The organism is Mesorhizobium sp. CAU 1732 (assembly GCF_039888675.1).
Lineage (GTDB): Bacteria > Pseudomonadota > Alphaproteobacteria > Rhizobiales > Rhizobiaceae > Aerobium.
Map to the genome: position 1 here is coordinate 105,531 of NZ_JBDQQR010000001.1, position 26,764 is coordinate 132,294.

Genomic DNA, 26,764 nt, shown 5'->3' on the forward strand with positions numbered 1-26,764 from the left:
TCTGACGTATTGCTTGGTGGCGCGCTCCGAACCTGCGTGAAAGATGCTGCCGTAATATTCCAGGAACCAAGCCAGATCGTCGTTGGCGGAAGCCAGGTAGACTAGCCTCATGAACGGCGGGGCTTCAGAAAGACGTCTGGTTCCGGTGGTTGCAGCTCATTTTCGGTGCCCCAGCTCTCGATCCAGCGATGCATAGCCTCGGCCGAGATGAAAACGCCCTTGTCAGCCTCTGCAATGCGTTCCTTCAACAGCCTGCGCTCGGTTTCGGAACCCCGCAAAAAGGAAGCGTAATCGCGGTGCTTTTCATCCGCAAACGACGCGGCCTCCGCCTTCTCGATCTCCAAACCGCTTACCGTGTTCTCTCGTCTGGCCATGTCGGATTGCCATGATCTCTTGTTCGGGCAAAGCTAGCACAGCCGGCCACTTGGCTCAAACCGTCCAGCTTCTTGTCGCCGCTCGCCTGGTCTATCGACCGTGCCCCGTCAAATCTCCATGCCCATCATGCCGGCCACGGTGTGCACGTCCTTGTCGCCGCGGCCGGAGAGGTTGACGATGATGATCTCGTCCTTCCTCATGCCGGGCGCGATCTTCATGGCGTGGGCGATGGCATGCGCGGATTCGAGCGCCGGGATGATGCCTTCGGTGCGGGTCGTGAGCTGAAACGCTTCCATAGCCTCGTCATCGAGGATCGGCAGGTAGTCGACGCGGCCGCTGTCGCGCAGCCAGGAATGCTCCGGGCCGACACCGGGATAATCGAGGCCGGCCGAGATCGAATGGCCGTCCAGAATCTGGCCGTCTTCGTTCTGAAGCAGGTATGTGCGGTTGCCGTGCAGCACGCCGGGCTTGCCGGCATTCATCGAGGCACAGTGTTCGGCGCCGTCGAGCCCCCGTCCGCCGGCCTCGATGCCGATGATCCTGACGTCTTTATCGTCGAGGAAGGGGTGGAAGATGCCGATCGCGTTGGAGCCGCCACCAACCGCCGCGATGACGACGTCCGGCAGCCTGCCCTCGCGCTCGAGAATCTGCTCTCGGGCCTCCGTGCCGATCACCGACTGGAACTCCCGCACCAGTTCCGGATAGGGATGCGGTCCGGCGGCCGTGCCGATCAGGTAATAGGTGTCCTCGACATTGGTCACCCAGTCGCGAAGCGCCTCGTTCATGGCGTCCTTCAAGGTGCCGTGCCCAGCCGAGACGGGCTTCACTTCCGCGCCCAGCAGCTTCATGCGGAAGACGTTGGGCTTCTGCCGCTCGACATCTGTCGCGCCCATATAGACCACGCACGGGTAACCGAACCGCGCGGCGACGGTTGCGGAGGCGACGCCATGCTGACCGGCGCCCGTCTCCGCGATGATGCGCTTGCGGCCCATGCGCTTGGCCAGCAGGATCTGGCCGAGGCAGTTATTGATCTTGTGCGAACCAGTGTGGTTCAAATCTTCGCGCTTGAAGTAGATTTTCGCGCCGCCGAGATGCCTGGACAGGCCCTCCGCGTGGTAGAGCTTCGATGGCCGGCCGGCATAGTGCGTCGAGAGCGCCTGGAGTTCGGCCTTGAATGCGGGATCATTCTTCGCCTTGTCCCAGTGATCCTGAAGATCCAGGATCAGCGGCATCAGCGTTTCGGCAACGAAACGACCGCCGAAAATGCCGAACATGCCTTGCTCGTCGGGACCGGTGCGGAACGAATTTGGCGGCACGGGCTGGTTCACGGCCGGTCTCCTCGGGAATGCGGCGTCAGGCTGCGATCGCGCGTGCGGCTCTGACGGCCTTGAAGAAGTCTGCTATCGATGCCGCATCCTTGACGCCCGGCGCGCTTTCCACGCCCGACGAAACGTCGATGCCGGGCGGGTTGGCGAGCGCCAGCGCATCGCGGATATTGGCGGCGGTCAGCCCACCCGAAAGCATGTAATCGATGCCCGGGTCAAGGGCGGCGAGAATGGTCCAGTCGAAGGTGACGCCGTTGCCGCCGGGCAACTCGGAGCCCTTGGGCGGCTTCGCGTCGAACAGAAACCGGTCCGCGACGCCCAGGAACGGCTCGATCGCTGCAAGATCGTCCGCCTCGCTGATCGAAAACGCCTTCATGACCGGCAGGCCGTAGCGCGCCTTGATCGCGGCGGTGCGTTCCGGCGTTTCGCGGCCGTGAAGCTGAAGCATATCGGGCGCCATCGCTTCGACGATCGCATCCAGAAATGCGTCGTCGGCATCGACGGTCACCGCGACGGATTGCGCCCTGCCCCTGGCGCGCGCGCGAAGCACGCCCGCTTCCGCCGGCGCGATGTTTCGCGGGCTCTTGGGAAAGAAGATGAAGCCGACATGCGAAGCACCGCCATCGAGCGCCGCGTCCAGCGCTTCGGGGGTCTTGAGGCCACAGATTTTGATGTCGAGGGTCATGAGCGCGGGAGTGCCATGAAATCAAGGCGGAGTCGAGGAAAGAGCCGTCTGTTCACTCGAACGCGATGGCCTGCAGCGCGCTGCCGTTGCGCTTGAGCCAGGCGCGGGCTTCTTCGGTGCGCGGGCACAGTTCCTTGCACAGCTTCCAGAATTTCGGGCCGTGGTTCATCTCCTTCAGATGCGCAACCTCGTGGGCGACGAGGTAGTCGATCACTGTCGGCGGGGCCATCATGATGCGCCACGAAAAGGAGAGGTTGCCGTCCGACGTGCACGATCCCCAGCGTGACGACGTATCCTTGAAGCGCACGGCCTTCGCGGCGCGGCCGACGGATGCGGTGTGCTTGCCCACCAGCGGTTCGATGTCGCGCTTGGCCTCGCGCTTGAGGAAATCGGACAGGCGACGCCCCAGATGGCGCCGGTCGCCGTGGACGACGATGACGGGCTTGCCGTCATGAACATCGAGCGTCACGGTGCCCCGCTTGCCCGGTTCGTGAACGATCAGATGCGGAACGCCGCGCAACGGCAGCTTGACGCCGGGACGCACTTGCGGCCTGTCCGGGACGTTGGCGAGCTTGGTCTCGAGCCAGCCCTGATGCCGATCGAGAAAGCGCTCGACCTCGCCGCGCGCCACGCCCGGCGGCACGGTGATGCGCAAGCCTCGCCCGCCCGTGTCGATGCGCAGGGTCAGCCGCTTGGCGCGGTCGTTTTCGACGATGCGCAGCGGCAGTTCGCGGTTGGCGACGACATGCACGCGCTCGAGCGGTGCGGCGCGTGGTCGGGGAGCGGGTTTTGACGGGCGGAGAAAGCCGAAGACCATGACGACATACTATCCGATTCGCCGTGCGGCGGGAGCGAGACGAAGAAGGGCAAACGAAAACGGCGCCGGATGTCTCCAGCGCCGCTTCGGGAGGATGCGCCGTGGCGCGGATCCTTATCAGTCGTCGAGCAGGCCTTCGCCCTTGGGCTCGTTGCGGGCCGGCGTGTTGCGCGAACGCTGCGACATGAAGCGGTCGAACTCTTCCTGATCCTTCGCCCGGCGAAGTTCGCGGGCATAGGAGTCGAACTCCTCGCGCATTTCTTCGAGCTTGCGGCGCTCTTCCGCAAGGCGCTCCAGTTCCTTCGTGCGCCAGTCGTCGAATGCGACGTTACCGGTCCGTGCGTGCATGTGCGCTCCCTTGCGGCAAGAGCCGAAGAAATTGTTGCGGGCCTTGCTCCACTCACCCTTGTAGTCCTCGAGGCGGTCGCCCCAGAGAATGTAGGCGAGCATGGCGAGACCCAGCGGCCAGAACACCATGAAACCGACGACCATCAGCGCGATGGTTGCGGGCGTCCACGCAGGACGGATCAAAGCGGTCTTGGTCATATTCATCCGTTCCTTCCAGTTGGATGCAGCCACGATCGGCTGCTTGAATTCGAAATGGGAACGGAAAAATGGCGATTCAAGACGGGATCGGATGAATCCGGACAAGCTATTGTTTGAAATAGCGTAATTTCGCTGCGTCCAGGGCCAGCACGACGAGGCCGGCGACCAGCCCCCAGAACGCGGCCCCGATGCCCGCGACAGCGAGACCCGATGCAGTCACGGCAAACGCCACCGCCGCGGCTGTCCGGTCCTTCGGATCCGCCATGGCGATCGACAGCGCATTGGCGAGCGGAGCGAGCAGGCCGAGACCCGCCACGAGCAGGATCAGGCTCGGCGGGAGGATCGCGAACAGCGCGACGAGCGACGCTCCGAAGAGTGCGAAGACCAGATAAATCGCAGCGTAGAACGGGCCGGTGAGCCATCGCTTGCTCGGGTCGGGATGGGCATCCGGCCCGGTGCAGATCGCAGCCGAGATGGCGGCGAGATTGGTCGTCAGCGCCAGAAAAGGGGCCGTGAGGAGGGACACCAAACCTGTTGCCGCGATCAATGGCCCGGCGGGTGGTTCATAACCCGACGCCTTGAGAACGGCGAGCCCGGAGAGATTTTGCGAGGCCATGGTGACGAGATAGAGCGGCACCGCGAGGCTTACCGCTGCCGCAAGCGAAAACTCGGGCGCGATCCACGTCAGCGTGGAAATTTCAAGCGGCGGCAATGCGGGTATCCGTCCGGTCGCCCATGAGATGAGAACACCGCCCACCAGCACCGACAGGACGGACATGGCAGGGCTGACGATCCTGATCAGGAAGAAGGCAAGCAGCAGCGGCAGCACCAACCATGGATCGATCGCGACGCTGCGCGCCGCGGACATCACGAAAGTCAGGACGATGCCGGCAAGCATGCCTGACGCCACCGATGCCGGTATCCTGGACATCAGCCGCGTCAGCGGCTGGAACAGCCCTGTGGCGACGAGCAGCACCGCGGTAATGATGAACGCGCCGACCGCGTCATTGACCGTCAGTCCGGTGGTCGTCGCCATCAGTGCGGCGCCCGGCGTCGACCACGCCGTGATCACCGGCATTTTGTAGCGCCATGAGAGCCAGGCGGTTTCGATGGCGATTGCCAGGCAGATCGTGGCGACGAGGCTCGTGACCTGGTCGGGCGCCGCCCCCACCGCCATGCCGGCGGCAATGATCAGCGCAAGCGTGCCGCCGAAGCCGACGATGGCAGCGACGAAGGCGGAGGCGGGAACCGAGGCCCGCATCAGCGATGTTCCGAGGCGCGCTCGACAAGGCCTTCGAGCGCCGAGATCATCATTGCCAGGTCCTGGGGGCGCGAGAGGCGGTGGTCGCCGTCCCGGATCAGAGACAGCGTCACGTCGTCCGCCGGAAGATGCTCGACCAGCTTCAGTGCATGGGCGTGCGGCACGTCGGGATCGGCCATGCCTTGCAGGATATGGACCGGACAATGCGTATCGATAAGCCCGACCAGAACGCGGTTGGCGCGGCCGTCGTCGAACAGTGCCTTGGTGTAGATGTTCGGCTCGGGCGAATAGTCGGAATGCTCCTCGATGAACCCGCGCGTTTCGAGGTCGGATTTCTGCGCCTGCGTCAGCGCGGGCTCCATCAACTCGACCGTGAAGTCGGGCGCGGGCGCGAGGAGCAGAAGCCCGGCGACGCGCGCGCCCTCGCCTGCTTCGTGCAACGCCTGCACCATGCGCAGGGCGATCCAGGCGCCCATTGAGGAGCCCACGAGGATCTGCGGGCCGGTTGTCGTCTCGCGCAGCACGGCGAGGCTCTGCGCAAGCCAGAGCGAGATCGTGCCGTCTGCGAATGCGCCGCCGGATTCGCCATGGCCCGAATAGTCGTGCCGCGTGAAGGCATGGCCGTTGGTGACCGCCCAGGCGTCAAGCGTTTCCGCCTTGGTACCCAGCATGTCGGAACGATAACCGCCGAGCCACACCACGCCCGGCGACTGTCCATCGCGGTGACGCACGGCGATGCGGTCTCCGTTGACGTCGATAAAGTCGGGTTGCGTCTGGATGCTGGACATGGCGGCTGGCACTTCCTACTTGCGGTCTGTCCGCACGTCATGCCATGGGGCGCGACCGCAGTGAAGGCATCGCCGATTGGCCCACGACTTTTCGCCAGCCCCGTGATTCTTTTCTCGTCCTGTGCTAATGACGGTCGCGCCGTATCTGCAAAATGTGCGATGGCGGCACGATTTCAGGACAATATCGTCAACGATTCGAGGAGACTACGACCATTCGCAGACCGTTCAAATCCGCAGCGCCCGTCAAGGAAGGGCCGCGCGCAAATCTGGAGATTCGTGTTCCGCAGGTACAGCTGATCGATACCGAGGGCGTCAACCGTGGCGTCGTGTCGATCAATGAGGCGTTGCTCCTGGCCGAAGACGCCGGGATGGATCTCGTCGAGATCGTGCCGCACGCTCAGCCCCCCGTTTGCAAGATCACCGATCTTGGCAAGATGAAATACCAGAGCCAGAAGAAGGCCGCGGAGGCGCGCAAGCGCCAGAAGACCATCGAGATCAAGGAGATCAAGATGCGTCCGAACATCGACACCCATGATTACGAAACCAAGATGAAGGCGGTGCGCCGCTTCTTCGAGGAAGGCGACAAGGTCAAGCTGACCCTTCGTTTCCGTGGCCGTGAAATGGCTCACCTTGAACTCGGCATGCAGCTCCTGAACAAGGTGCGCGAGGAAGTGACCGAGATCGCCAAGGTCGAGGCCGAGCCGAAGCTCGAAGGCCGTCAGATGATGATGGTGCTTGCGCCGAAGTAACGAGCCCGTCTGCGGATCGTAGCCCCATGTCGACGAACGATCCCGCCGCGCTCGCCCGTTTCCAGCGAGCGCGGCGTTTTGTTTTGTTTGCGCTCATACTGGTGGCGACGGCGGGATTGCTCTTTTGCGGTTCCGCGCCTCAAGGCAGCGAACTGCATGAATTCGTCGAAGCGGTCGGGCTCGGATTGATCGGCGTCGCGATCGTCGGGCGGCTGTGGTGCACGGTCTATATCGGCGGGCGCAAAGCCGCCGAGATTGTCGATCGAGGCCCCTATTCGATCTCCCGCAATCCGCTCTACGTGTTTTCCACGCTGGCAGCCGCCGGCGTCGGTGCGCAGACGGGGAGCATCGTTATCGCGGGTTTATTCGCCGTCATCTCGGCGAACGCGTTTCATGTCGTGATCCTGCGCGAAGAAGCCTATCTGAAGGCAAATTTCGGAGCGGCCTTCACAGCCTACATGCAGCGTGTCCCGCGTTTCCTGCCGCGTTTTTCGCTTTATCGTGACGCGGAGACCGTGACGCTGCGGCCCGATCGGCTTTACCGCACCCTCGGTGACGGCCTCGTCTTCTTCGTTGCCGTCCCGGTGTTCGAGACGATCGAAGCGCTTCAGGCAAGCGGTTCTCTGCCGGTTCTGTTGCGTCTTCCGTAACTGAAGCGACGCACGGCTGTTGCGTCCCCCGCATCTTGCTGGTATGGAGCCGGCGTTCAAAGAACCGCCCGGCAGGGCATGCCGTGGCGGTTTCTTATGCTTTCCGGGCTTTGGTCGGCCTGGAGCAAAAACAAGCGCAATCACGCGCACAGAAACAGGAAACAGCAAAATGCCCAAGATGAAGACCAAATCGGCCGCCAAGAAGCGGTTCAAGATCACCGGCACAGGCAAGGTGAAAGCCGCTGCCGCCGGTAAGCGCCACGGCATGATCAAGCGCTCCAACAAGTTCATTCGCGATGCCCGCGGCATGATGGTTCTCGCAGAGCCGGATGCAAAGAAGGTCATCAAGAACTTCCTGCCGAACGGCGGCGGGCTCTGAGCTTAGCGGACAGATTAAGGAGATCATGACATGGCACGCGTAAAGAGAGGCGTTACCGCCCACGCAAAGCACAAGAAGGTCCTGAAAGCCGCCAAGGGTTTCTACGGCCGTCGCAAGAACACCATTCGCATCGCGAAGCAGGCAGTCGAGAAGTCGCTGCAGTACGCTTACCGCGATCGCAAGAACCGCAAGCGCAATTTCCGCGCTCTGTGGATCCAGCGCATCAACGCGGCTGTGCGTGAGCATGGCCTCACCTATGGCCGCTTCATCGACGGCCTGAACAAGGCGGGCATCGAGCTCGACCGCAAGGTCATGTCCGACATGGCGATCCACGAGCCGCAGGCATTCGCAGCGCTGGTCGCCAAGTCGAAGACCGCGCTTGAATACCTCAAGGACACCACGCCGAACGCTTTTGAGAGCGCGGTCGCTTAAAGCACCAGCGCTTCCCAGGCATTCGATATTGGTATTGGGAAACCCGCGCTGGCACGGCTGGCGCGGGTTTTTCTTTGATATGCACGCACGTTTCACGTGAATCTGACTGTAGAAGTGATCTTTGCCCATGAGCGAACAACAGGCCCAACTGGCAGACCTCGAAACGACGCTGCTCGCGGACATCGCCGCCGCCTCGGATGAGCAGGCGATCGAAGCCGTGCGCGTCGCCGCACTCGGCAAGAAGGGCTCCGTATCCGAAAAGCTGAAGACGCTGGGCTCGATGAGCGCGGAAGAGCGACAGGTGATGGGACCCGCCATCAACGGCCTCAAGGATCGTGTCGGCGAGGCCCTGTCGATCCGCAAGGCCTCCTTGCGCGATGCTGCGATCGAGACGCGCCTGGCCGCCGAGAAGGTCGATGTGACGTTGCCGGTCCGCCAACCACCGGCGGAACGCGGACGCATCCATCCCATCAGCCAGATCATCGACGAGATCGCTGCGATCTTCGGCGACATGGGGTTCGCGATCGCCGAGGGCCCGGACATCGAGACCGACCACTACAATTTCACCGCGCTGAATTTCCCGGAAGGCCACCCGGCGCGCGAGATGCACGACACCTTCTTCTTCCAGCCGGACGAAAAAGGCGAGCGCAAGGTGCTGCGCACGCACACCTCGCCGGTGCAGATCCGCACCATGGAGACGCAAAAGCCGCCGATCCGCATCGTCATTCCGGGCAAGACCTACCGGCAGGATTCCGACGCCACCCACTCGCCGATGTTCCACCAGCTCGAAGGGCTGGTCATCGACAAGTCGGCCAATGTCGCCAACATGAAGTGGGTGCTGGAGGAGTTCTGCAAGGCGTTCTTCGAGGTGCCGAATGTGAAGATGCGGTTCCGCCCGTCCTTCTTCCCCTTCACCGAACCGTCGATGGAAGTCGACATCCAGTGCGACCGCTCGCGGCCGGGCGAAGTCCGCTTCGGTGAAGGCTCGGACTGGATGGAAATCCTCGGCTGCGGCATGGTGCATCCCAACGTGCTGCGCCATGGCGGGCTCGACCCGGACGAGTATCAGGGCTTCGCCTGGGGCATGGGCATCGACCGCATCGCCATGCTGAAATACGGCATGCCGGATTTGCGCGCATTCTTCGACGCCGATGTGCGCTGGCTATCGCACTACGGCTTCCGCCCGCTCGACATGCCGACGCTGTTCGGAGGGCTGAGCAGCTAGGATGCCGACGCTCCTGATAGAGGCCGGATTTCGCTTTCACTTCTTCTCCGGCGACTGGAACGAGCCTCCGCATGTCCATATCGATGCAAACGGGATGAGAGCGAAAGTCTGGCTTCGCGACCTTCGGATTGCCAAACGCGGTGGTTTCAGTGGACCGGAGATGCGTCGTATAATGCAGGTCGTGACACGACACCAAGACCAGTTTCTGGAGGCATGGAATGACTTCTTCGCCTGATTACCCGGAAAAGGACCGGCCCGTCGAGGCTTGGTGCGATCTCCACGAGCTCCATGTCCGGCTCGCGGACGGCCGTCACGTTTCGACGCCGTTATGGTGGTATCCTCGCCTGCTGAATGCGACCCCGGCGCAGCGCAACAACGTCCGACTCATGCTTGACGGTATTCATTGGCCGGATGTGGACGAGGACCTTTCCGTCGACGGAATGCTACGCGGCCGCAAAGCACGCGGTGCCGTCGAGCCTTCGGTCGCGGCCGAATGACGATGCACCACACAGGCTCATGCCGTTGCGGACTGATTTCCGCCGAGACGAACGCGGAACCGTTCCAGCGCTCCTATTGTCACTGCCGCGACTGCCGCAAGCAGACCGGTGCGCCGGTCATGGCTTTCGTCGGCTTCAAGGAAGGCGATCTCGTCTGGCACGGCGAGCCGAAGACATGGCACGCGGGCGGCGTGACGCGTTCCTTCTGCGATTATTGCGGCAGCCAGATCGGCTATCGCGATGCCAAGCTGCCGGGCGAGGTCTATCTCTCGCTGGGTTTCATGGACGACCCGGAGAGCTATGCGCCGACCCTGCATGCCTTCACGAAGCGGCAATTGCCGTTTCTCCACATCGACGACGACCTGCCGCGCTATGACGGTTTCTCGATCGAGCGCTGACCGAATGACTGGAAGACGATCATGAAATTCACCCTTTCCTGGCTCAAGGACCACCTCGAGACCGACGCGACGCTGGACGACATCGTCGAGCGTTTGACGATGATCGGCCTTGAGGTCGAGAGCCTCGACGACAAGGCATCGCTGAAACCCTTCGTCATCGCGAAGGTTCTGACGGCCGTGCAGCATCCCGATGCGGATCGTCTGCGCGTGCTGAGCGTGGACACAGGCACTGGCGCCCCGATCCAGGTCGTCTGCGGCGCGCCCAATGCGCGGGCGGGCCTCGTCGGCGCGTTCGCGGCGCCCGGCACCTATGTTCCCGGCATCGACGTGACGCTTTCGGTCGGCAAGATCAGAGGCGTGGAAAGCCACGGCATGATGTGCTCGGAGCGTGAGCTGGAACTGTCCGACGAGCATGACGGCATCATCGACCTGCCCGAGGATGCGCCGGTCGGCACGCCCTATGCGACCTGGGCGAAGCTCGACGATCCCGTGATCGAGATCAATCTGACGCCGAACCGCCCCGATGCGACCAGCGTCTACGGCATCGCACGCGACCTCGCGGCGGCCGGCCTCGGCACGCTGAAGACAGCGCCGGTCGAGCCGGTCGCGGGCGACGGTGCCTGCCCCGTCAAGGTGACGATCGAAGATGGCGATCTCTGCCCCGGTTTCGCGTTGCGGCTGGTTCGCGGCGTCAAGAACGGCCCGTCGCCGAAATGGCTGCAACAGCGCCTGATCGCGATCGGCCTCAGGCCCATCAATGCGCTGGTGGATATCACCAACTACGTCACCTTCGACCGCGGCCGCCCGCTGCACGTCTTCGATGCGAAGAAGGTCGCCGGCAATCTCGTCGTGCGCCGCGCGAAGGACGGCGAGACGGTGCTGGCGCTCGACACGCGCGAATACACACTGACGCCGGAGATGTGCGTCATCGCCGACGACAATGGCGTCGAATCGATTGCCGGCATCATGGGCGGGGAGCATTCCGGCTGCGACGCGGCGACGACGGACGTTCTGATCGAATCCGCGCTCTGGAACCCGCGCAACGTAGCGCGGACCGGCCGCGAACTCGGCATCATCACCGACGCGCGCTACCGTTTCGAGCGCGGCGTCGATCCCGAATTCATGGTGCCGGGGCTGGAACTGGCGACGAAGCTCGTCATGGATCTCTGCGGCGGCACGCCGAGCGAAGCCGAGATCGTCGGCTATGCCGGCCATGAGCCGAAGATCGTTGCCTTCCCCTTCGCGGAGGTGAAGCGCCTGACCGGCATCGAGGTCGGCGCCGACGACAGCGCGTCGATCCTCGCCCGCCTCGGTTTCGAGCCGCGTGGCACCGGCGACGTCATCGACGTCGCGGTGCCGTCCTGGCGGCCGGACGTCGAGGGCAAGGCCGATCTCGTGGAAGAGGTCATGCGTATCCACGGCGTCGAGAAGATCGCGCCGCAGCCGCTGACGAGCCATGACGCGGTCAACGGCCGTATCCTGACCACGATCCAGATACGCACCCGCGCGGCCAAGCGTGCGCTTGCCGTGCGCGGCATGATGGAAGCGGTGACGTGGTCGTTCATCCCGGCGAAGCATGCCGAGCTGTTCGGCGGTGGGCAGAACGCGCTCAAGCTCGCCAACCCGATCGCAGCCGATATGTCCGACATGCGCCCGTCGCTGCTGCCTGGCCTGATCGCGGCTGCGCAGCGCAATGCCGATCGCGGCTTTGCCGATGTGGCGCTGTTCGAGGTGTCCGGCACTTATGAGGGCGACAAGCCGGAGGACCAGCGCCGCGTCGCCGGCGGCGTGCGTCGCGGCACGGCGAAGCTCGAAGGGCAGGGCCGCAACTGGGCCGGCAATGCGGGCGCGGTCGGCGTCTTCGACGCGAAGGCCGATGCTTTGGCCGTGCTGGAAGCGGCCGGCGCGCCGGTGGACAAGCTGCAGGTCGAGGCCGGCGGCCCCGCCTGGTATCATCCGGGCCGATCAGGCACGATAAAACTCGGCGCCAAGGTCGTGCTCGGCACGTTCGGCGAGTTCCACCCGAAAACGCTGGAGGCGCTCGACGCGTCGGGGCCGCTGTGTGGCTTCGAAATCTTCATCGATGCGATCCCGGAGCCGAAGGCGAAGCCGACGCGCACCAAGCCGCGCCTCGATCTCTCGCCCTTCCAGGCGGTGAAGCGCGATTTCGCCTTCGTGGTCGACAAGGCCGTCGAGGCGGCGACGCTGACGCGCGCCGCAAGCGGGGCCGACAAGAAACTGATCACCGGCGTCCGCGTCTTCGACGTGTTCGAGGGCGCGTCGCTCGGCGAGGGCAAGAAGTCGGTCGCCATCGAAGTCGCGATTCAGCCGGTCGATCGAACCCTCACTGACGAGGATTTCGAGGCGCTCGCCGGCCGGATCGTCGAGAACGTCGCGAAGCAGACCGGCGGCGTGTTGCGGGGCTAGCGCATGTCGCCCGAAGGTAGGAACCGGCTTCGGGATAAAGACATGCGCAAAAAGGACGGCTCGAAGCGACTTCTGCCGCCCGGCGCGGAAGAGCGACATGTGACGACGGCGGCGGGCCGGCTGCGCGTTCTGCACGCGGGCGTTGCGGCGGATGACCGATCTCCAGTCGTTCTCGTGCATGGCGGGGGCAGCGATAGCGCTGCGATTTCCTGGTATCGGCTGATCGGCCCGCTCGCCGGGAGCCGCGAGGTCTGGGCGCTGGACCTGCCTGGTTTCGGCGGCAGCATCGGGGCCGAGCCTGTCGGCGGCCCCCGCGAGATGGCCGCCGTGCTCGCCGAGGCGATGGATCGGCTCGGCGTAGGCCCGGCGATCGTCTTTGGTGTTTCGATGGGCGGCGATGTGGCGCTCAATCTGGCGCTCGACCATCCCCGGCGCGTGCGCGGGCTGGTGCTGGTCGCCCCGGGCGGGCTCGTGCCGATCTTCCGAAACCGTGCCGCGCATTTTGGAGCCTGGCTCATGGCCCGGTCGCCGGACTGGCTGCTCCGGCCTGCCTCGCGCCTTTCCAATCGCTTCGCCCGGACGGCGCTGCGCGCGATCGTCAAGGACATTCGCAAGCTGCCGCCCGAAGTCGTCGAGGAGTTCGTGCACGAAGCCCGCCACCCCCGCGGAGGCCTGGCCTATGGCCGCTACAACCAGGCAACGATCGGGCGCCGAGGCATGCTGAACGACCTCAGCGATCGCGTCCACGCGATTGCGGTTTCCACGTTGATCCTCCATGGCGAGGACGATCCGATCGTCGATCCGGAAGGATCGCGCCGGGCCGCCGCCCGCATGCCCGACGCTCGTCTCGTCATGGTTCCCGGCTGCGGCCATTGGGTGCAGCTTGAGGCCCACGACAGGTTCCTCTCCGAGGTCAGCGCCTTCCTCGCTGGAAGCCCGTGACCTCGAAGATGGTAGAGCATCGGACCGAAAAGTGGAATCCGGTTTTCGGATTATTCCGATGCTCAAACAAAAAGAGATAGATCGCCACTCGTGCGTCCGTAAGGATGCGCGGCGATCTAGCGTGTGTCTCCCGGGCGGCTCGGACGAGGCGCGCTGCTACCGGTTCGCCTGCTGCTGCATGGCTTGAGAATAGCGCTCGCCGGATGTGGTTTCCGGCGAGACGATCCGGCCGATCCGGGCCAGATCGTCGGCGCTGAGAGCGATCGAGGCCACAGCCACGTTCTGCTCCAGATTGGCGATCTTGCGCGAACCGGGGATCGGCACGATGAAGTCGCCCTGATGCAGCACCCAGCCGAGCGCGAGTTGTGCTGCGCTCACGCCCTTCGTCGCCGCGAAGGCCTGAAGATCGGCCACAGCGGCGAGGTTGCGCTTGAGGTTTTCCTCCTCGAAACGCGGCAGCCCGCGCCGGAAATCCTTTTCGCCGAGCTGGTCCGCCGAGGTGATCGCGCCGGTGAGGAAGCCGCGTCCGAGCGGGCTGAACGGCACGAAGCCGATTCCGAGCTCGCGGCAGGTGGGCAGCACCTCGGCTTCGGGGTCCCGCGTCCACAGCGAATACTCGCTCTGAACCGCGGCGATCGGATGCACGGCATGCGCGCGCCGGATCGACGCCGCACTCGCTTCCGACAGGCCGAGCGTGCGCACCTTGCCCTCCTTGACGAGATCGGCCATCGCGCCGACCGTTTCCTCGAACGGCACGTCGGGATCGACCCGGTGCTGGTAGAACAGGTCGATGACCTCGATGCCGAGCCGCTTCAGCGAGGCCTCGGCGACCTTGCGGACGTTTTCCGGGCGGCTGTTCAGGCCCGGCTCCTGCTTCGGACCGTCTTGTGTCTCGACGATGTTGAAGCCGAACTTGGTGGCGATCCGGACCTTGTCGCGCAGCGGCTTCAGCCCCTTGCCGACCAGCACCTCGTTGGTGAACGGGCCGTAAACTTCCGCCGTGTCGAACAGCGTGACGCCCAGTTCGACCGCACGGTGCAGCGTGGCGATGGCGTCCTTCTCGTCCTGCCCGCCATAGGCGTGGCTCATGCCCATGCAGCCGAGGCCGATGGGAAAAATTTCGAGTTCCGAACCGAGTTTTCTGTGCTGCATGGCGAGCCTCATTGTCCTGCGTCGTCGAGACGCTTCATCTGATCGTCGGAAAGCTTGAACGTAGCGGATTTCACCAGGCTTTCGACCTGTGCGACGCTGGTCGCGCTGGCGATCGGCGCGGTGACGGCCGGCTTCGCCATCAGCCAGGCAAGCGCGATCTCGGCGGGTTTGGCGTCGGTCTCCGCGCTTACCGCGTCCAGCGCATCGAGGATCGCCAGGCCGCGTGCGTCGAGATATTTAGCCACACCGCCGCCGCGCGCCTTGCCTTTGGTGTCGCCGGCCGAGCGGTATTTGCCCGTCAGGAAGCCCGAGGCGAGGCTGTAATAGGTGATGACCCCGATTTCTTGCCTGCGGCAGAGGTCCGCCAGCGGCCCTTCGAAACTGTCGCGGTTGTAGAGGTTGTATTCAGGCTGCAGCGCGTCGTAGCGCGGCAGGCCAGCCGCCTTGGCGGCGTCGAACGAGGCCTGCAACTGTGCGGCGTCGAGGTTCGAGGCGCCGAAGGCGCGGACCTTGCCGTCGGCGACGAGCTTCGCATGGGCCTCGAGCGTTTCCTCATAGGGCGTCCGATCGTCGGGCCAGTGCGACAGATAGAGGTCGATGTGATCGGTCTGGAGCCGCTTCAGAGAGTTTTCGACGGCCTCCATGATCCATGTCCTCGACAAATCCGTGTGCCCCTGCCCCATGTCGGAGCCGACCTTGGTGACGATCACCACCTCGTCGCGCGGGATCGCCGCGCTCTTCAGCCATTTGCCGATGATCGCTTCGGACTCGCCGCCTTCGTGCCCGGGCGCCCAGCGCGAATAGACGTCGGCCGTGTCGATGGCGTTGAAGCCCGCCCCATGAAATGCGCTCAGGATGTCAAAGGACGTCTTTTCGTCGGCCGTCCAGCCGAAGACGTTGCCGCCAAGAACCAGTGGGGCGATGGTCAGGCCCGTGCGGCCGAGTTTGCGCTTTTGCATGATGAGCTCCGATGGGATTGTATGCGTGGGAGAGTTATCGCCTGACATAGGTCTTCACGGTCGCATGTTCAGGAGCGCTAGGCAAAAAACCTCGGTGAATGCATGCCGAGGACAAGGGAGACGACGACATGTTCAGATGGGGCATCCTGTCCACCGCCAAGATTGCACGCGAGCAGCTCATTCCTGCGATCCAGGAATCGGACAACGGCGTGCTGTCCGCGATCGCCAGCCGCGACGGAGCGAAAGCCTCGGCGCTGGCGGAGCGATTCGGCGCGCCGCATGCGTTCGGTTCCTACGAGGACATGCTGGCGTCGCACGTGATCGACGCCGTCTACATTCCGCTGCCCACCTCGCAACATGTGGAGTGGGCGGTGAAGGCCGCCGATGCCGGCAAGCATGTGCTGGTGGAAAAGCCGCTCGCGCTCCACGCCGATCAGATTGCGCCGGTCATCGCCGCGCGGGACCGCAACAAGGTCATCGTCTCCGAAGCGTTCATGGTCACGTACCACCCGCAATGGGCGAAGGTGCGCGACCTGATCGCGGACGGTGCGATCGGGCGGCTTCGCTACGTGCAGGGCGCGTTTTCCTACTACAATGTCGATCCGCAGAACATGCGCAACCGGCCCGAACTGGGCGGCGGCGCATTGCCCGACATCGGCGTCTATCCGGCCGTGACGACGCGCTTTGCGACCGGGGCGGAGCCGAGGCGGGTGCAGGCGACCGTCGAGCGTGACAAGACCTTCGGCACCGACATCCATTCGAGCATCCGGGCGGATTTCGGCAGTTTCGAACTGTCCTTCTATCTGTCCACCCAGCTTGCCGCGCGGCAGATGATGGTCTTCCACGGCGACAAGGGCTTCATCGAGGTCGCATCGCCCTTCAATGCCGGCCTTTACGACGACCACCGCGTGACCTTGCACGATCAGGGGCATGGAACGGCACAGATCTTCCGCTTCCCGGCAACGAAACAATATCAGCTTCAGGTCGAGACGTTCGCCCGGGCGGCGCGCGGCGAAACGGTACAGCTTTTCTCGCTCGAGGAGTCCGTGAAGAACCAGAAGCTGATCGACGCGGTGTTCCGCGCCGGCGACACCGACACGTGGGAAAGCGTCTGACAGCGCGTCAGCGCGGGCCGGCCGTGCGTTCCGCAAAGCCCGCAACCGCAATGGCGAGCCAGCCGAGGATCATCAGGATGCCACCGGCGGGCGCCGCCATGGGAAACAGGCGCTGGCCGATGGTTTCGCGGGCTACGAGATCGCCGCAAAACAACGCCATGCCGAGCAGGAGCACATAGCCTGCAATCGTGAGCGACCGGCGCTGGCCGAGGAGCCCGATTGCGAGCAAAGCCGGCGCGTGCATCAGGAGGAAGTTGGCGGCCGTGCCGAGATTGCCGCCGCCCACATGGGCCGCAGCCGCCGACAGAGCCACGCCTGCCGCGCCGCAAAGACCTGCTGCGGCGATGAGTGTTGGTCCTGAAAGAGCGCTCATGGGGTGGTTTCCGATCCGAAATGCGCCCGCTCGATCCGCTCGGCGACCAGTTCCTGGAGACGCCAGAGGTACCGGTCGTGGATTCCGAGTTCCTCCAGGCGGGATACGGTCGAGAACAAATATTCCGCCATCGATCCGCGAAAACCGCATGCCCTTGCCAGCACATCGGCAAGCGCCTCATCGGAGAGACCGCTGACATAGCGCCCGCTGTTGCGGTTCATCGCGAAGGTCAGCGCCGTGACGGGCCCCTCGTCCGTTTCGGTCCGGATGAAGCGCGCGGGAAAGGCGCTCGGCACCATGCTCATCTCGCGCCGCACGAGGCGATCGAGGTTTTCCTTGAGGCGGTCGCCGGGAATGCGATGAACGACGCCCCTGCATTGGCCGCCGCGATCGAGCGCCAGCATGAGGCCCGGCTCGGTGTCGCTGCCGCGAAAGCGATAGTCCCAGCCGAGGCAGAAGGAGCGCCGCCAGCCATGCGCCCGGGCGACCCGCTGCTCGGCAACGTCATATTCGGGGTTCCAAATCAGCGAGCCATAGGCGAAGACCCAGAAATCGTCGCGTGGCGCCCGCTGCATCAGTTCGGCCACGAGCGCATCGTAGTCGGTCTCCGTGGCGGGTCGAAAGCCGCTGAGGAGACGAGGCCCGGGGTCGGCGATTTCGCGCGCCAATGCCTCGAGGTGGCGCTGCGAAAGGCGCAGCGCCCGGCCATTGTTCGCCGTCGTTGCGATTCGTGATGGCTGTATCGTATCTGTGCGAATAGGGCGCTGCATGGTGCCGATATGGGAGTTGGCTGAGACGTGTCAGCGGCTGTGAGCCGCTTTCTAGCGCAAAATTGCCGCAAATCTCCACCTATTCCAACGAAATCCACGCTGACAGCGACTTGCGCGGAAAATCCCACCTTCTTATATACCCCACAACCTCGCGAGGTGGCCGATGGATGGCTGCTTTCGCGAACTTGTCGAGTAACGGGGGCCGTCCCCCGGAATGCCTCTAGAGGGTCCACGACGGCCTGCTAATCGGAGAGAATGAACATGGCCAAAGTTATTGGTATCGATCTCGGAACGACGAATTCCTGCGTCGCCGTCATGGACGGCAAGGACGCCAAGGTCATCGAGAACGCGGAAGGCGCGCGCACGACGCCGTCGATCGTCGCCTTCACGGATTCGGATGAGCGACTGGTCGGCCAGCCTGCGAAGCGCCAGGCGGTGACCAACCCTGAAAATACCCTGTTCGCCATCAAGCGGCTGATCGGCCGTCGCTACGACGACCCGGTCACCGAAAAGGACAAGAAGCTCGTCCCCTACAAGATCGTGAAGGGTGACAATGGCGACGCGTGGGTGGAAGCCCACGGCTCCAAGCAGTCGCCAAGCCAGGTGTCGGCGATGATCCTTCAGAAGATGAAGGAAACCGCTGAAGCCTATCTCGGCGAGAAGGTCGACAAGGCCGTCATCACGGTTCCGGCCTACTTCAACGACGCCCAGCGTCAGGCGACCAAGGATGCCGGCAAGATCGCGGGTCTCGAAGTCCTGCGCATCATCAACGAGCCGACCGCGGCAGCACTCGCCTATGGCCTCGACAAGAAGGAAGGCAAGACGATTGCCGTCTACGATCTTGGCGGCGGCACGTTCGACATCTCGGTGCTCGAGATCGGCGACGGCGTCTTCGAGGTGAAGTCGACCAATGGCGACACGTTCCTCGGCGGCGAGGACTTCGACATGCGCCTGGTCGAGTATCTGGCGGCCGAGTTCAAGAAGGAACAGGGCATCGACCTGAAGACCGACAAGCTCGCGCTCCAGCGCCTCAAGGAGGCCGCTGAAAAGGCGAAGATCGAGCTGTCGTCGGCATCGCAGACCGAGATCAACCTGCCCTTCATCACCGCCGATGCGACGGGTCCGAAGCACCTGACCATGAAGCTGACGCGCGCCAAGTTCGAGCAGCTCGTCGACGATCTCGTCCAGCGCACCGTCGAGCCCTGCAAGGCGGCGCTCAAGGATGCCGGCCTCAAGGCCGGTGAGATCGACGAAGTGGTTCTGGTCGGCGGCATGACCCGCATGCCCAAGATCCAGGAGATCGTGAAGCAGTTCTTCGGCAAGGAGCCGCACAAGGGCGTCAACCCCGACGAAGTCGTCGCTATGGGCGCGGCCATTCAGGCCGGCGTTCTGCAGGGCGACGTCAAGGACGTGCTGCTGCTCGACGTGACCCCGCTGTCCCTCGGCATCGAAACGCTGGGCGGCGTGTTCACCCGCCTGATCGAGCGCAACACCACGATCCCGACCAAGAAGAGCCAGGTCTTCTCGACCGCCGAGGATTCGCAGTCGGCCGTGACGATCCGGGTCTTCCAGGGCGAGCGCGAGATGGCGCAGGACAACAAGATGCTGGGTCAGTTCGATCTGGTCGGCATCCCGCCTGCACCGCGCGGCGTGCCGCAGATCGAGGTCACGTTCGACATCGACGCGAACGGCATCGTCAACGTTTCGGCCAAGGACAAGGGCACCGGCAAGGAGCACCAGATCCGCATCCAGGCATCGGGCGGTCTGTCCGACGCCGACATCGAGAAGATGGTCAAGGACGCCGAGGCGAATGCCGAGACGGACAAGAAGCGTCGTGACGCCGTCGAGGCCAGGAACCAGGCCGAAGCGCTGATCCATTCTTCGGAGAAGTCGCTGAAGGAGTATGGCGACAAGGTTTCCGAGGAGGACCGCAAGGCCATCGAAGCCGCGCTCGCCGAGCTGAAGACGGCCACCGAGGGTGACGACGCCGAGGACATCAAGGCGAAGTCCAACACGCTTGCCGAAGCATCGATGAAGCTCGGCCAGGCGATGTACGAGGCAAGCCAGGCGGAGGCCGCAGAGGCCGACGCGAAGGCAGATGCGGCCAAGAGCGGCGACGATGTCGTGGACGCCGATTTCGAGGAAATCGACGACGACGACAAGAAGAAGTCTGCCTGATCCGGCCAGAACGAACGGAAACCCGGCCTAGTGCCGGGTTTTTCCGTGGATGGGCGCTTCGGGTTGCGGCTGGAATGCGGGACAAAACACCGCTCGAACCGGCCAACATCTGGCATATCCACGCAATGCTCACTAAATCGATGACATGCAGCGCCCGGGGGCGTGTGCGTATCGCAGCAACAATCGGCGCTTGAACCAAGGCTCGTCGCCCAGGGAAACCCATGAAGGCTGATTTTTACGAAACGCTCGGCGTCCAGAAGGGGGCGGACGAAAAAGAGCTCAAGAGCGCGTTTCGCAAGCTCGCGATGCAGTGCCATCCCGACCGCAATCCCGGCGATGCGGCGTCCGAGCAGCGCTTCAAGGAGATCAACGAAGCCTATGAGACGCTGAAGGACCCGCAGAAGCGCGCGGCCTACGACCGTTTCGGCCACGCGGCGTTCGAGCAGGGCGGCATGGGCGGCGGACAGGGCTTTGGAGCGGGCGGCTTCGCCGACATCTTCGAGGATATCTTCGGCGACATGATGGGCCGCCAGCGGCGCTCGTCGGGTGGCCGCGAGCGCGGCGCTGATCTGCGCTACAACATGGAGATCACGCTGGAAGAGGCCTTCAACGGCCGCACCGCGCAAATCCACGTTCCGGCATCGATCACCTGCGACGAATGCTCGGGCTCAGGCGCGAAACCGGGCACCCAGCCCGTCACGTGCTCGATGTGCTCGGGCTCCGGCCGCGTCCGTGCGTCGCAGGGCTTCTTTTCGATCGAGCGTACCTGCCCGCAGTGCCAGGGCCGGGGCCAGACGATCAAGGACCCCTGCCCGAAATGCTCCGGCCAGGGCCGCGTCACCGAGGAGCGTTCGCTTTCGGTCAACATTCCCTCGGGCATCGAGGACGGAACCCGCATCAGGCTCGCCGGTGAAGGCGAGGCAGGCGCGCGCGGCGGGCCGGCCGGCGACCTCTACATCTTCCTGTCGGTCAAGCCGCACGAATTCTTCCAGCGCGATGGCGCCGACCTGTTCTGCAAGGCCCCGATATCGATGACGACGGCAGCACTCGGCGGTTCGTTCGAGGTCGCTACGCTCGACGGCACGCAGACGCGCGTGAAGGTTCCCGAAGGCACCCAGAACGGCAAGCAGTTCCGCCTCAAGGGCAAGGGCATGCCGATCCTGCGCCAGCCGAACATCGGCGACCTCTACATCCAGGTCGATATCGAGACGCCGCAGAACCTGACCAAGCGCCAGCGCGAGCTCCTCGAGGAATTCGAGCAGATTTCGTCGAAGGAAAACAATCCCCATTCGACCGGGTTCTTCTCGCGCATGAAGGTCTTCTTCGATTCGTTCAGCGAATAGGCTGAGCGCTGACGCCATACGCAAAAATGTTGAGCGGGCCCAGCGTTCCGGCCGCGTGTGTGCTAAGCTCCGCTTCAGGCTTGCAACGCTGATCGTATTCCTTACGTAAGGGTACGATAATTTACGTTCGGGAGACGAGATCGCATGGCTCATGACCTTCGCAGGTCGCTGGCGCGCCGCTTCGACGAAGAACTGCGGTTCTTCAAGGGCTGGATAGACAAGCCCCGCGCCGTGGGCTCGATCGTGCCGACCAGCGGTGTCACCGCGCGAAAGATGGCGTCCGTCATCAATATCGATTCGGGACTGCCCGTTCTCGAGCTTGGACCCGGCACGGGCGTGATCACCAAGGCGATCCTGGAGGCAGGCGTCAGTCCGAGCGATCTCTACTCGATCGAGTATTCAGAGGATTTCGTCGAGCATCTGGAACGTGCCTACCCGCAGGTCAACTTCATTCAGGGCGATGCGTTCGACCTCGATGCGACGCTCGGCGACAAGCGTGACCTGACCTTCGATTCGATCATATCGGGCGTGCCGCTGCTCAATTTCCCCGTCGCCCAGCGGGTTGCCTATGTCGAGGATCTGCTCGACCGCATTCCGGCAGGCAGGCCGGTCGTGCAGCTTACCTACGGGCCGCGCTCTCCCGTGCCGCCCGGCCGCGGAAACTACACGGTCGAACATTTCGACTTCATCATCCGCAATCTTCCTCCGACCCAGCTCTGGATCTACCGGCGCCCCCGCGCGTCCTGAATCAGGCGGCGCTATCGGCGCTTTGACAGCGCCGACCCTTCGACTATACGAAGGGGCGTTCGAACACGCGGAAGCAAGCGCCCCATGACACCCAAGATTCTCGTCTTCGCAGGCTCGATCCGGTCGGGCGCCTATAGCGGCCGAAATGCCGATGCGGCGCAGAAGGAACTGGCGTTGCAGGGCGCGGAAGTGACGCGCATCTCGCTCGCCGACTACCCCCTTCCCATCATGGACGAAGACCTTGAGAAGGAAGAGGGCATCCCCGAAAACGCCTACAAGCTTGCCCGGTTGTTCGCCGCGCATGACGCGATCCTGATCGCGACGCCGGAATATAACGGCTCGATCCCGCCGCTTCTCAAGAACACGATCGACTGGGTGAGCCGCGTGTCCACGGACAATGGCAGGCCGCTGCGCCCGTATCCTGGCAAGGTGATGGCCATCTGCTCCTCTTCCAACGGGCATTTCGCCGGCATACGCAGCGCGGCCCATCTGCGCGCGGTCCTTGCGCACATGCAGGTGGACGTGATCGCGCCGCAGGTTTCTGTGCCGAATAGCGGCGAGGCCTTCGACGAGAACGGCGATTTCAGGGAAGAGCGGCTGCGCAAGGGGATGCAGCGGCTGTGCAAGACGCTGATTGAGCACGCGTGGCTAATGTCCGACAGGGGGAACTGAATGACTTCGATGCGCGATCGTCTCATCGTCGGGCTGGACCTGCCGACCATTCAGGACGCCGAAAAGGCCGTTCGCGAGTTGGATGGCGTCGCGAATTTCTACAAGATCGGCTATCGGCTGGCCTTTGCCGGCGGGCTCGATTTCGCCCGCGACCTCGTGGCCGACGGCAAGAAGGTCTTTTTAGACATGAAGCTGCTCGACATCGACAACACGGTCGCGGAGGGGGTCGAGAACATTGTCAGGATGGGCGTCACGATGCTGACGCTGCACGCCTATCCCAAGGCGATGCGCGCCGCCGTCGCAGCCGCGCGCGGTTCCGATCTCTGCCTGCTGGGCGTCACCGTGCTCACCTCGATGGACGAGCAGGACCTGATCGATGCCGGTTACGAATATGATCCGCACACGCTGGTGCTGCGCCGCGCCGAGCAGATCCGCACCGAAGGCATGGGCGGCGTCGTGTGTGCCGCGTCGGAAGCCGCAGCCGTGCGCAAGATCGTCGGTCCGGACCTGGCGGTCGTGACGCCGGGTATCAGGCCGGTAGGTGCCGACCATGGCGACCAGAAGCGCGTGATGACGCCGGCCGACGCCTTGCGGGCCGGGTCGAGCCATCTGGTTGTCGCAAGGCCGATCGTCGGCGCGAAGGATCGTCGCGCGGCGGCTCAGGCGATCATTGCCGAGATGGAAGCTGCTTAGGCAGCGACGTTTTCGTAAAAGACGCAGGGAGGACATCATGGCCAAGGGATACTGGATCGCGCATGTCGATGTACGCGATCCCGAGCGCTACAAGGACTATGTCGCGACGGCGAAGCCCGCATTCGAGCGCTACGGCGCGCACTTCCTCGCGCGTGGCGGTGAGTGGAAAGGTCTTGAGGGCACCGGCCGCGCCCGCAATGTCGTGATCGAATTCCCGTCGATGCAGGCGGCGCTCGATTGCTACAATTCGGCTGAGTATCAGGCAGCCAAGGCGATCCGCATCACGGTGGCCGACGCCGATATGACGATCGTCGAGGGCGCCGAGGGCTGAACCGTGGCACGGGCCGATACCGCGCCGCCGGGTGATGGCCCGCCGCTGGGCTACGCCATCCGCCCGCACCGGCCGGACGACGATCCGGCGCTGCTGGGCATCGAGAACCGGGCGGCCCAACTCTTCCGCCAACACGGCTACCCCGAGATCGCCGACAACCCGTTCGCCAGCGTGGCCGATTTCCGCGCTATGGCGAAGGGGCACGAGGTCTGGGTGGCGACGACAGCCGGCGGAGAACCGGCGGGCTACGCGGTTGCCGGACCGCTGGGCTCGTTCCTCCATCTGCGCGAGCTTTCCGTCGATCCCGTACATGGACGCAAGGGGTTGGGCGCGGCGTTGGTGCGCAGGGTCGTGCAAGCCTCGGCGGCACGCGGCCTTGAGGGCGTGAGCCTGACGACCTTCCGCGCGGTGCCCTTCAATCAGCCTTTCTACGAGACGCTCGGGTTTTCCGAGTTGCCGCTGGACAGCGCGCCGCCTGCGCTGCGCGAGGCTTTTTTGCGCGAATTGCCGGAGGACGTGGCCCCTGCCGCACGGGTGCTGATGGTGCGCGCGACCGATGGCTGAAATGCCGTCACGGAGCGTAAGCTCTTCGACCTTCGTACTCTATTGCGTTGCAGCAAAAGACTGTTAGGCTTTCCCTTATAACATTTGCTCGACCGGCTTACCCATTCGCCGCTGCCGGCCGCGGTGTTGGGAGCATCGATGTACTATCAGCTCTATGAGATGAATCACGCTGCGCTTCAGCCTGCGCGCGCCTATGCGGACGCCGTCCGCATGTTCTACCAGAACCCGCTCAATCCCCTTGCAGCCACGCCGTGGGGCCGCTCGGTCGCTGCGACGGCGGAAGTGTTCGAGCGCACCACGCGCCGCTATGGCAAGCCGAGCTTCGGCATCAACAGCGTCAAGCTCGATTTCCAGGAAGTGGCGGTTGCTGAAAAGACCGTCTGGTCGAAGCCGTTCTGCAATCTGATCAATTTTCAGCGCGACGTGCCGAAATCGCGCAAGGCGGACCCCAAGCTTCTCATCGTCGCGCCGATGTCGGGCCACTACGCGACCCTGTTGCGCGGTACGGTCGAGGCCATGGCGCAGCACGCCGACGTCTACATCACGGACTGGATCGACGCGCGCATGGTGCCGCTGGCCGAGGGCCGTTTCGATCTCGACGACTATGTCGACTACGTGATCGAGATGCTTCACCATCTCGGTCCCGATACGCATGTGATGGCCGTGTGCCAGCCTTCGGTGCCCGTGCTGGCGGCTGTTGCAGTGATGGAAGCGCGCGGCGACCGTTTCGCGCCGGCGTCGATGACGCTGATGGGCGGGCCGATCGATACGCGCCGCAACCCGACCGCGGTGAACGTGCTCGCCGAGGAAAAGGGCATCGACTGGTTCCGCGACAACGTCATCATGCAGGTGCCGTGGCCGAATCCGGGCTTCCTGCGCGATGTCTATCCCGGCTTCCTTCAACTCTCGGGATTCATGAGCATGAACCTCGATCGCCATCTGATCGCGCAGAAGGATTTCTTCGTCCATCTCGTCAAGGACGATGGCGATTCCGCCGAAAAACATCGCGACTTCTATGACGAATATCTCGCCGTGATGGATTTGACGGCCGAATTTTACCTGCAGACGGTCGAAACCGTCTTTGTGCGCCAGGATTTGCCCAAGGGGCGGATGAAGCATCGGGGCGAACCGGTGGACCCGGCGGCGATCAGAAACGTCGCGCTGTTCACCGTCGAGGGCGAGAACGACGACATTTCAGGCATCGGCCAGACGCAGGCCGCGCACGATCTGTGCGTCAATATCCCCGACGAGATGCGCGCGCATTACATGCAGCCCAAGGTCGGGCATTACGGCGTGTTCAACGGGTCGCGTTTCCGCTCCGAAATCGTGCCGCGCATCGTGGACTTCATGACAAGCCGGGCAACCCCTGCGCGCTCGTCGGCAAAACCACGCCTTGTGAAGAGCTGAGAACGCCCATCGAACGCGAGGTTTTGGGGCTTCCGGAGCCCTCTGTTCGCTTGTCGCGTGAAGGCCCGCCCACACAGGTCGGACGCCTCAAAGGCCGCCTGATTTATGTGCAGGCACCTGTGTGATGGAAGACACAGTGCTTTCGTAACGCTAACCATCCCCTTGAACTCCTCCTTTCGGCCGATTGACTCCGGCGGCGAACGCCATTTAACTTTTCTTTAACGATCAAAAGAATCGGTGAAGTCGGGGGTTTGGGCGATATGAGAGCCACGCATGGCAGGTGGCGGCTGTGGCCGCTCGCGGCCGCGGCGCTGTTCTTCGCGGCGGCGACGGGGACGACGACCGAAGCTTCGGGCGTCGGATCGATGATCACTGGGGGATACACCTCCCAGCCGATCGGCCATTATGATTTTTGCCGTACCAATCCCTCGGAATGCTCTATCCGGCCGCGCGATTCCGGCCCCGCGATCCTGACCGAGCCTCTCAAGGCGATGATCCTGCGCGTCAACGCCGCGGTCAACAAAGCCGTGAAGCCGATGAGCGACTTCGATATCTACGGCAAGGACGAGGTCTGGGCCTATCCGGTGAACAATGTCGGCGATTGCGAGGACTATGTGCTGGAAAAGCGCCGGCAACTTGCAGAGAAGGGCATGTCCCTGTCGAACCTTCTGATCACCGTGGTGCGCAAGCGCGACGGCGAAGGCCACGCGGTTCTGACGGTCCGCACCGATCGCGGGGATATGGTTCTCGACAATCTGAGCAACGAAATGCGCCTCTGGCACAAGACCGGCTACCGCTTCCTGAAGCGGCAGGCTTCGGTCCATACGGGTCGCTGGGTGACGCTTCGCGAAGACCAGAACATGCTCGTCGGAGCTCTGGAGTAGCGCGGGCCGTAGCCACCCACGGGCTATTCGATCGGTTGGTATCTGTCTGCCTCGGTTTCACACCGGAGCAGTGTCGCTCG

31 protein-coding genes are annotated in these 26,764 nt (G+C 63.7%); 20 read left to right on the forward strand and 11 right to left on the reverse strand.

The genetic code is table 11. The annotated features are described in order from the left end of the window. Positions 1-107: 107 nt before the first annotated feature. From AAFN55_RS00530 to AAFN55_RS00560, 7 genes are all read right to left on the reverse strand, one after another. A complete protein-coding gene (locus AAFN55_RS00530) occupies positions 108-344 on the reverse strand; it encodes a hypothetical protein (protein ID WP_347796936.1) in 237 nt (78 codons plus the stop codon). Positions 345-482: 138 nt separating this feature from the next. Beyond that, a complete protein-coding gene (gene trpB / locus AAFN55_RS00535; RefSeq protein WP_347796937.1) occupies positions 483-1,703 on the reverse strand; it encodes a tryptophan synthase subunit beta in 1,221 nt (406 codons plus the stop codon). Positions 1,704-1,728: 25 nt separating this feature from the next. After that, positions 1,729-2,385, reverse strand: coding sequence for a phosphoribosylanthranilate isomerase (locus tag AAFN55_RS00540; protein WP_347796938.1), 657 nt, complete (start codon positions 2,383-2,385; stop codon positions 1,729-1,731). Between the two features lie 52 nt (positions 2,386-2,437). Beyond that, positions 2,438-3,202: a M48 family metallopeptidase gene (locus AAFN55_RS00545; RefSeq protein WP_347796939.1), complete on the reverse strand. Its 765-nt coding sequence runs from the start codon at positions 3,200-3,202 to the stop codon at positions 2,438-2,440. A 117-nt stretch (positions 3,203-3,319) separates the two neighbouring features. Beyond that, on the reverse strand, positions 3,320-3,748 hold the full coding sequence (locus AAFN55_RS00550; RefSeq protein ID WP_347796940.1) for a DUF2852 domain-containing protein: 429 nt from the start codon (positions 3,746-3,748) through the stop codon (positions 3,320-3,322). A gap of 106 nt (positions 3,749-3,854) precedes the next feature. Then, on the reverse strand, positions 3,855-5,009 hold the full coding sequence (locus tag AAFN55_RS00555; protein WP_347796941.1) for a benzoate/H(+) symporter BenE family transporter: 1,155 nt from the start codon (positions 5,007-5,009) through the stop codon (positions 3,855-3,857). Next, entirely contained in the window at positions 5,009-5,797 is a 789-nt protein-coding gene (locus tag AAFN55_RS00560) for an alpha/beta hydrolase (RefSeq protein ID WP_347796942.1), read from the reverse strand. Before AAFN55_RS00560 ends, AAFN55_RS00555 begins: the two co-directional genes overlap by 1 nt. A gap of 212 nt (positions 5,798-6,009) precedes the next feature. On the opposite strand from AAFN55_RS00560, the gene infC reads away from it, so the two are divergent. From infC to AAFN55_RS00610, 10 genes are all read left to right on the forward strand, one after another. After that, positions 6,010-6,546: a translation initiation factor IF-3 gene (gene infC, locus AAFN55_RS00565; RefSeq protein WP_347800139.1), complete on the forward strand. Its 537-nt coding sequence runs from the start codon at positions 6,010-6,012 to the stop codon at positions 6,544-6,546. 26 nt (positions 6,547-6,572) lie between these two features. After that, positions 6,573-7,196, forward strand: coding sequence for an isoprenylcysteine carboxylmethyltransferase family protein (locus AAFN55_RS00570; RefSeq protein ID WP_347796943.1), 624 nt, complete (start codon positions 6,573-6,575; stop codon positions 7,194-7,196). A gap of 169 nt (positions 7,197-7,365) precedes the next feature. Then, positions 7,366-7,575 carry a 50S ribosomal protein L35 gene (rpmI, locus tag AAFN55_RS00575; protein WP_148915466.1) on the forward strand — a complete coding sequence of 70 codons (210 nt, stop codon included), beginning with the start codon at positions 7,366-7,368 and terminating at the stop codon, positions 7,573-7,575. A 30-nt stretch (positions 7,576-7,605) separates the two neighbouring features. After that, positions 7,606-8,007, forward strand: a complete 402-nt coding sequence (rplT, locus tag AAFN55_RS00580; RefSeq protein WP_347796944.1) for a 50S ribosomal protein L20 — start codon at positions 7,606-7,608, stop codon at positions 8,005-8,007. A gap of 127 nt (positions 8,008-8,134) precedes the next feature. Further along, on the forward strand, positions 8,135-9,232 hold the full coding sequence (gene pheS / locus AAFN55_RS00585) for a phenylalanine--tRNA ligase subunit alpha (protein ID WP_347796945.1): 1,098 nt from the start codon (positions 8,135-8,137) through the stop codon (positions 9,230-9,232). A gap of 1 nt (position 9,233) precedes the next feature. Next, complete coding sequence (locus tag AAFN55_RS00590) at positions 9,234-9,467, forward strand: DUF4160 domain-containing protein (RefSeq protein WP_347796946.1); 234 nt, start codon at positions 9,234-9,236, stop codon at positions 9,465-9,467. After that, positions 9,451-9,729: a DUF2442 domain-containing protein gene (locus AAFN55_RS00595; protein ID WP_347796947.1), complete on the forward strand. Its 279-nt coding sequence runs from the start codon at positions 9,451-9,453 to the stop codon at positions 9,727-9,729. Before AAFN55_RS00590 ends, AAFN55_RS00595 begins: the two co-directional genes overlap by 17 nt. Further along, positions 9,726-10,127, forward strand: a complete 402-nt coding sequence (locus AAFN55_RS00600; protein WP_347796948.1) for a GFA family protein — start codon at positions 9,726-9,728, stop codon at positions 10,125-10,127. The genes AAFN55_RS00595 and AAFN55_RS00600 overlap by 4 nt, the downstream gene beginning before the upstream one ends. A 21-nt stretch (positions 10,128-10,148) precedes the next feature. Continuing rightward, the gene (gene pheT, locus AAFN55_RS00605) at positions 10,149-12,554 is read left to right on the forward strand and encodes a phenylalanine--tRNA ligase subunit beta (RefSeq protein ID WP_347796949.1); all 2,406 of its coding nucleotides are present in this window, start codon (positions 10,149-10,151) and stop codon (positions 12,552-12,554) included. A 42-nt stretch (positions 12,555-12,596) separates the two neighbouring features. Beyond that, positions 12,597-13,496, forward strand: a complete 900-nt coding sequence (locus AAFN55_RS00610) for an alpha/beta hydrolase (protein WP_347796950.1) — start codon at positions 12,597-12,599, stop codon at positions 13,494-13,496. A 156-nt stretch (positions 13,497-13,652) separates the two neighbouring features. On the opposite strand, the gene AAFN55_RS00615 is transcribed toward AAFN55_RS00610, so the two are convergent. After that, on the reverse strand, positions 13,653-14,648 hold the full coding sequence (locus AAFN55_RS00615) for an aldo/keto reductase (RefSeq protein ID WP_347796951.1): 996 nt from the start codon (positions 14,646-14,648) through the stop codon (positions 13,653-13,655). Between the two features lie 8 nt (positions 14,649-14,656). Then, positions 14,657-15,607 carry an aldo/keto reductase gene (locus AAFN55_RS00620; RefSeq protein WP_347796952.1) on the reverse strand — a complete coding sequence of 317 codons (951 nt, stop codon included), beginning with the start codon at positions 15,605-15,607 and terminating at the stop codon, positions 14,657-14,659. Between the two features lie 128 nt (positions 15,608-15,735). Between AAFN55_RS00620 and AAFN55_RS00625 the strand changes: the two genes are divergently transcribed. Then, positions 15,736-16,722: a Gfo/Idh/MocA family oxidoreductase gene (locus tag AAFN55_RS00625; RefSeq protein WP_347796953.1), complete on the forward strand. Its 987-nt coding sequence runs from the start codon at positions 15,736-15,738 to the stop codon at positions 16,720-16,722. Positions 16,723-16,729: 7 nt separating this feature from the next. Here the strand turns inward: AAFN55_RS00625 and AAFN55_RS00630 are convergent, their stop codons facing one another. Next, positions 16,730-17,095: a DUF423 domain-containing protein gene (locus AAFN55_RS00630; RefSeq protein WP_347796954.1), complete on the reverse strand. Its 366-nt coding sequence runs from the start codon at positions 17,093-17,095 to the stop codon at positions 16,730-16,732. Next, the gene (locus AAFN55_RS00635) at positions 17,092-17,865 is read right to left on the reverse strand and encodes a gamma-glutamylcyclotransferase (RefSeq protein WP_347796955.1); all 774 of its coding nucleotides are present in this window, start codon (positions 17,863-17,865) and stop codon (positions 17,092-17,094) included. Before AAFN55_RS00635 ends, AAFN55_RS00630 begins: the two co-directional genes overlap by 4 nt. 261 nt (positions 17,866-18,126) lie before the next feature. Here AAFN55_RS00635 and dnaK point away from each other — a divergent pair, with 261 nt between their 5' ends. From dnaK to AAFN55_RS00680, 9 genes are all read left to right on the forward strand, one after another. Continuing rightward, on the forward strand, positions 18,127-20,043 hold the full coding sequence (dnaK, locus tag AAFN55_RS00640; RefSeq protein ID WP_347796956.1) for a molecular chaperone DnaK: 1,917 nt from the start codon (positions 18,127-18,129) through the stop codon (positions 20,041-20,043). 221 nt (positions 20,044-20,264) lie between these two features. Beyond that, entirely contained in the window at positions 20,265-21,386 is a 1,122-nt protein-coding gene (gene dnaJ, locus AAFN55_RS00645; protein ID WP_347796957.1) for a molecular chaperone DnaJ, read from the forward strand. A 144-nt stretch (positions 21,387-21,530) separates the two neighbouring features. Beyond that, positions 21,531-22,133, forward strand: a complete 603-nt coding sequence (gene pmtA, locus AAFN55_RS00650; RefSeq protein ID WP_347796958.1) for a phospholipid N-methyltransferase PmtA — start codon at positions 21,531-21,533, stop codon at positions 22,131-22,133. 84 nt (positions 22,134-22,217) lie between these two features. Further along, positions 22,218-22,805, forward strand: coding sequence for an NAD(P)H-dependent oxidoreductase (locus tag AAFN55_RS00655; RefSeq protein WP_347796959.1), 588 nt, complete (start codon positions 22,218-22,220; stop codon positions 22,803-22,805). Beyond that, positions 22,806-23,498 (forward strand): orotidine-5'-phosphate decarboxylase, encoded by a 693-nt coding sequence (gene pyrF / locus AAFN55_RS00660; protein ID WP_347796960.1) that lies wholly within the window; start codon positions 22,806-22,808, stop codon positions 23,496-23,498. A 37-nt stretch (positions 23,499-23,535) separates the two neighbouring features. Then, a complete protein-coding gene (locus AAFN55_RS00665) occupies positions 23,536-23,829 on the forward strand; it encodes a DUF1330 domain-containing protein (protein ID WP_347796961.1) in 294 nt (97 codons plus the stop codon). A 3-nt stretch (positions 23,830-23,832) separates the two neighbouring features. Further along, positions 23,833-24,393: a GNAT family N-acetyltransferase gene (locus tag AAFN55_RS00670; RefSeq protein WP_347796962.1), complete on the forward strand. Its 561-nt coding sequence runs from the start codon at positions 23,833-23,835 to the stop codon at positions 24,391-24,393. A 138-nt stretch (positions 24,394-24,531) separates the two neighbouring features. Next, positions 24,532-25,800: a polyhydroxyalkanoate depolymerase gene (locus tag AAFN55_RS00675; RefSeq protein ID WP_347796963.1), complete on the forward strand. Its 1,269-nt coding sequence runs from the start codon at positions 24,532-24,534 to the stop codon at positions 25,798-25,800. Positions 25,801-26,165: 365 nt separating this feature from the next. Further along, complete coding sequence (locus AAFN55_RS00680; RefSeq protein WP_347800140.1) at positions 26,166-26,684, forward strand: transglutaminase-like cysteine peptidase; 519 nt, start codon at positions 26,166-26,168, stop codon at positions 26,682-26,684. Positions 26,685-26,764: the final 80 nt, after the last annotated feature.

Bases quoted from the DNA above. Each gene is read 5' to 3' on its own strand.
- AAFN55_RS00570 (WP_347796943.1), top strand. From the start codon at position 6,573: ATGTCGACGAACGATCCCGCCGCGCTCGCCCGTTTCCAGCGAGCGCGG.
- rpmI (WP_148915466.1), top strand. From the start codon at position 7,366: ATGCCCAAGATGAAGACCAAATCGGCCGCCAAGAAGCGGTTCAAGATC.
- AAFN55_RS00595 (WP_347796947.1), top strand. From the start codon at position 9,451: ATGACTTCTTCGCCTGATTACCCGGAAAAGGACCGGCCCGTCGAGGCT.
- AAFN55_RS00560 (WP_347796942.1), bottom strand. From the start codon at position 5,797: ATGTCCAGCATCCAGACGCAACCCGACTTTATCGACGTCAACGGAGAC.
- AAFN55_RS00630 (WP_347796954.1), bottom strand. From the start codon at position 17,095: ATGAGCGCTCTTTCAGGACCAACACTCATCGCCGCAGCAGGTCTTTGC.
- AAFN55_RS00620 (WP_347796952.1), bottom strand. From the start codon at position 15,607: ATGCAAAAGCGCAAACTCGGCCGCACGGGCCTGACCATCGCCCCACTG.
- AAFN55_RS00590 (WP_347796946.1), top strand. From the start codon at position 9,234: ATGCCGACGCTCCTGATAGAGGCCGGATTTCGCTTTCACTTCTTCTCC.
- AAFN55_RS00635 (WP_347796955.1), bottom strand. From the start codon at position 17,865: ATGCAGCGCCCTATTCGCACAGATACGATACAGCCATCACGAATCGCA.
- AAFN55_RS00665 (WP_347796961.1), top strand. From the start codon at position 23,536: ATGGCCAAGGGATACTGGATCGCGCATGTCGATGTACGCGATCCCGAG.
- pheS (WP_347796945.1), top strand. From the start codon at position 8,135: ATGAGCGAACAACAGGCCCAACTGGCAGACCTCGAAACGACGCTGCTC.
- AAFN55_RS00550 (WP_347796940.1), bottom strand. From the start codon at position 3,748: ATGACCAAGACCGCTTTGATCCGTCCTGCGTGGACGCCCGCAACCATC.
- AAFN55_RS00680 (WP_347800140.1), top strand. From the start codon at position 26,166: ATGATCACTGGGGGATACACCTCCCAGCCGATCGGCCATTATGATTTT.
- AAFN55_RS00615 (WP_347796951.1), bottom strand. From the start codon at position 14,648: ATGCAGCACAGAAAACTCGGTTCGGAACTCGAAATTTTTCCCATCGGC.
- AAFN55_RS00675 (WP_347796963.1), top strand. From the start codon at position 24,532: ATGTACTATCAGCTCTATGAGATGAATCACGCTGCGCTTCAGCCTGCG.
- pmtA (WP_347796958.1), top strand. From the start codon at position 21,531: ATGGCTCATGACCTTCGCAGGTCGCTGGCGCGCCGCTTCGACGAAGAA.
- AAFN55_RS00555 (WP_347796941.1), bottom strand. From the start codon at position 5,009: ATGCGGGCCTCGGTTCCCGCCTCCGCCTTCGTCGCTGCCATCGTCGGC.
- AAFN55_RS00540 (WP_347796938.1), bottom strand. From the start codon at position 2,385: ATGACCCTCGACATCAAAATCTGTGGCCTCAAGACCCCCGAAGCGCTG.
- AAFN55_RS00625 (WP_347796953.1), top strand. From the start codon at position 15,736: ATGTTCAGATGGGGCATCCTGTCCACCGCCAAGATTGCACGCGAGCAG.
- rplT (WP_347796944.1), top strand. From the start codon at position 7,606: ATGGCACGCGTAAAGAGAGGCGTTACCGCCCACGCAAAGCACAAGAAG.
- AAFN55_RS00655 (WP_347796959.1), top strand. From the start codon at position 22,218: ATGACACCCAAGATTCTCGTCTTCGCAGGCTCGATCCGGTCGGGCGCC.
- AAFN55_RS00545 (WP_347796939.1), bottom strand. From the start codon at position 3,202: ATGGTCTTCGGCTTTCTCCGCCCGTCAAAACCCGCTCCCCGACCACGC.
- pyrF (WP_347796960.1), top strand. From the start codon at position 22,806: ATGACTTCGATGCGCGATCGTCTCATCGTCGGGCTGGACCTGCCGACC.
- AAFN55_RS00600 (WP_347796948.1), top strand. From the start codon at position 9,726: ATGACGATGCACCACACAGGCTCATGCCGTTGCGGACTGATTTCCGCC.
- AAFN55_RS00610 (WP_347796950.1), top strand. From the start codon at position 12,597: ATGCGCAAAAAGGACGGCTCGAAGCGACTTCTGCCGCCCGGCGCGGAA.
- dnaJ (WP_347796957.1), top strand. From the start codon at position 20,265: ATGAAGGCTGATTTTTACGAAACGCTCGGCGTCCAGAAGGGGGCGGAC.
- dnaK (WP_347796956.1), top strand. From the start codon at position 18,127: ATGGCCAAAGTTATTGGTATCGATCTCGGAACGACGAATTCCTGCGTC.
- pheT (WP_347796949.1), top strand. From the start codon at position 10,149: ATGAAATTCACCCTTTCCTGGCTCAAGGACCACCTCGAGACCGACGCG.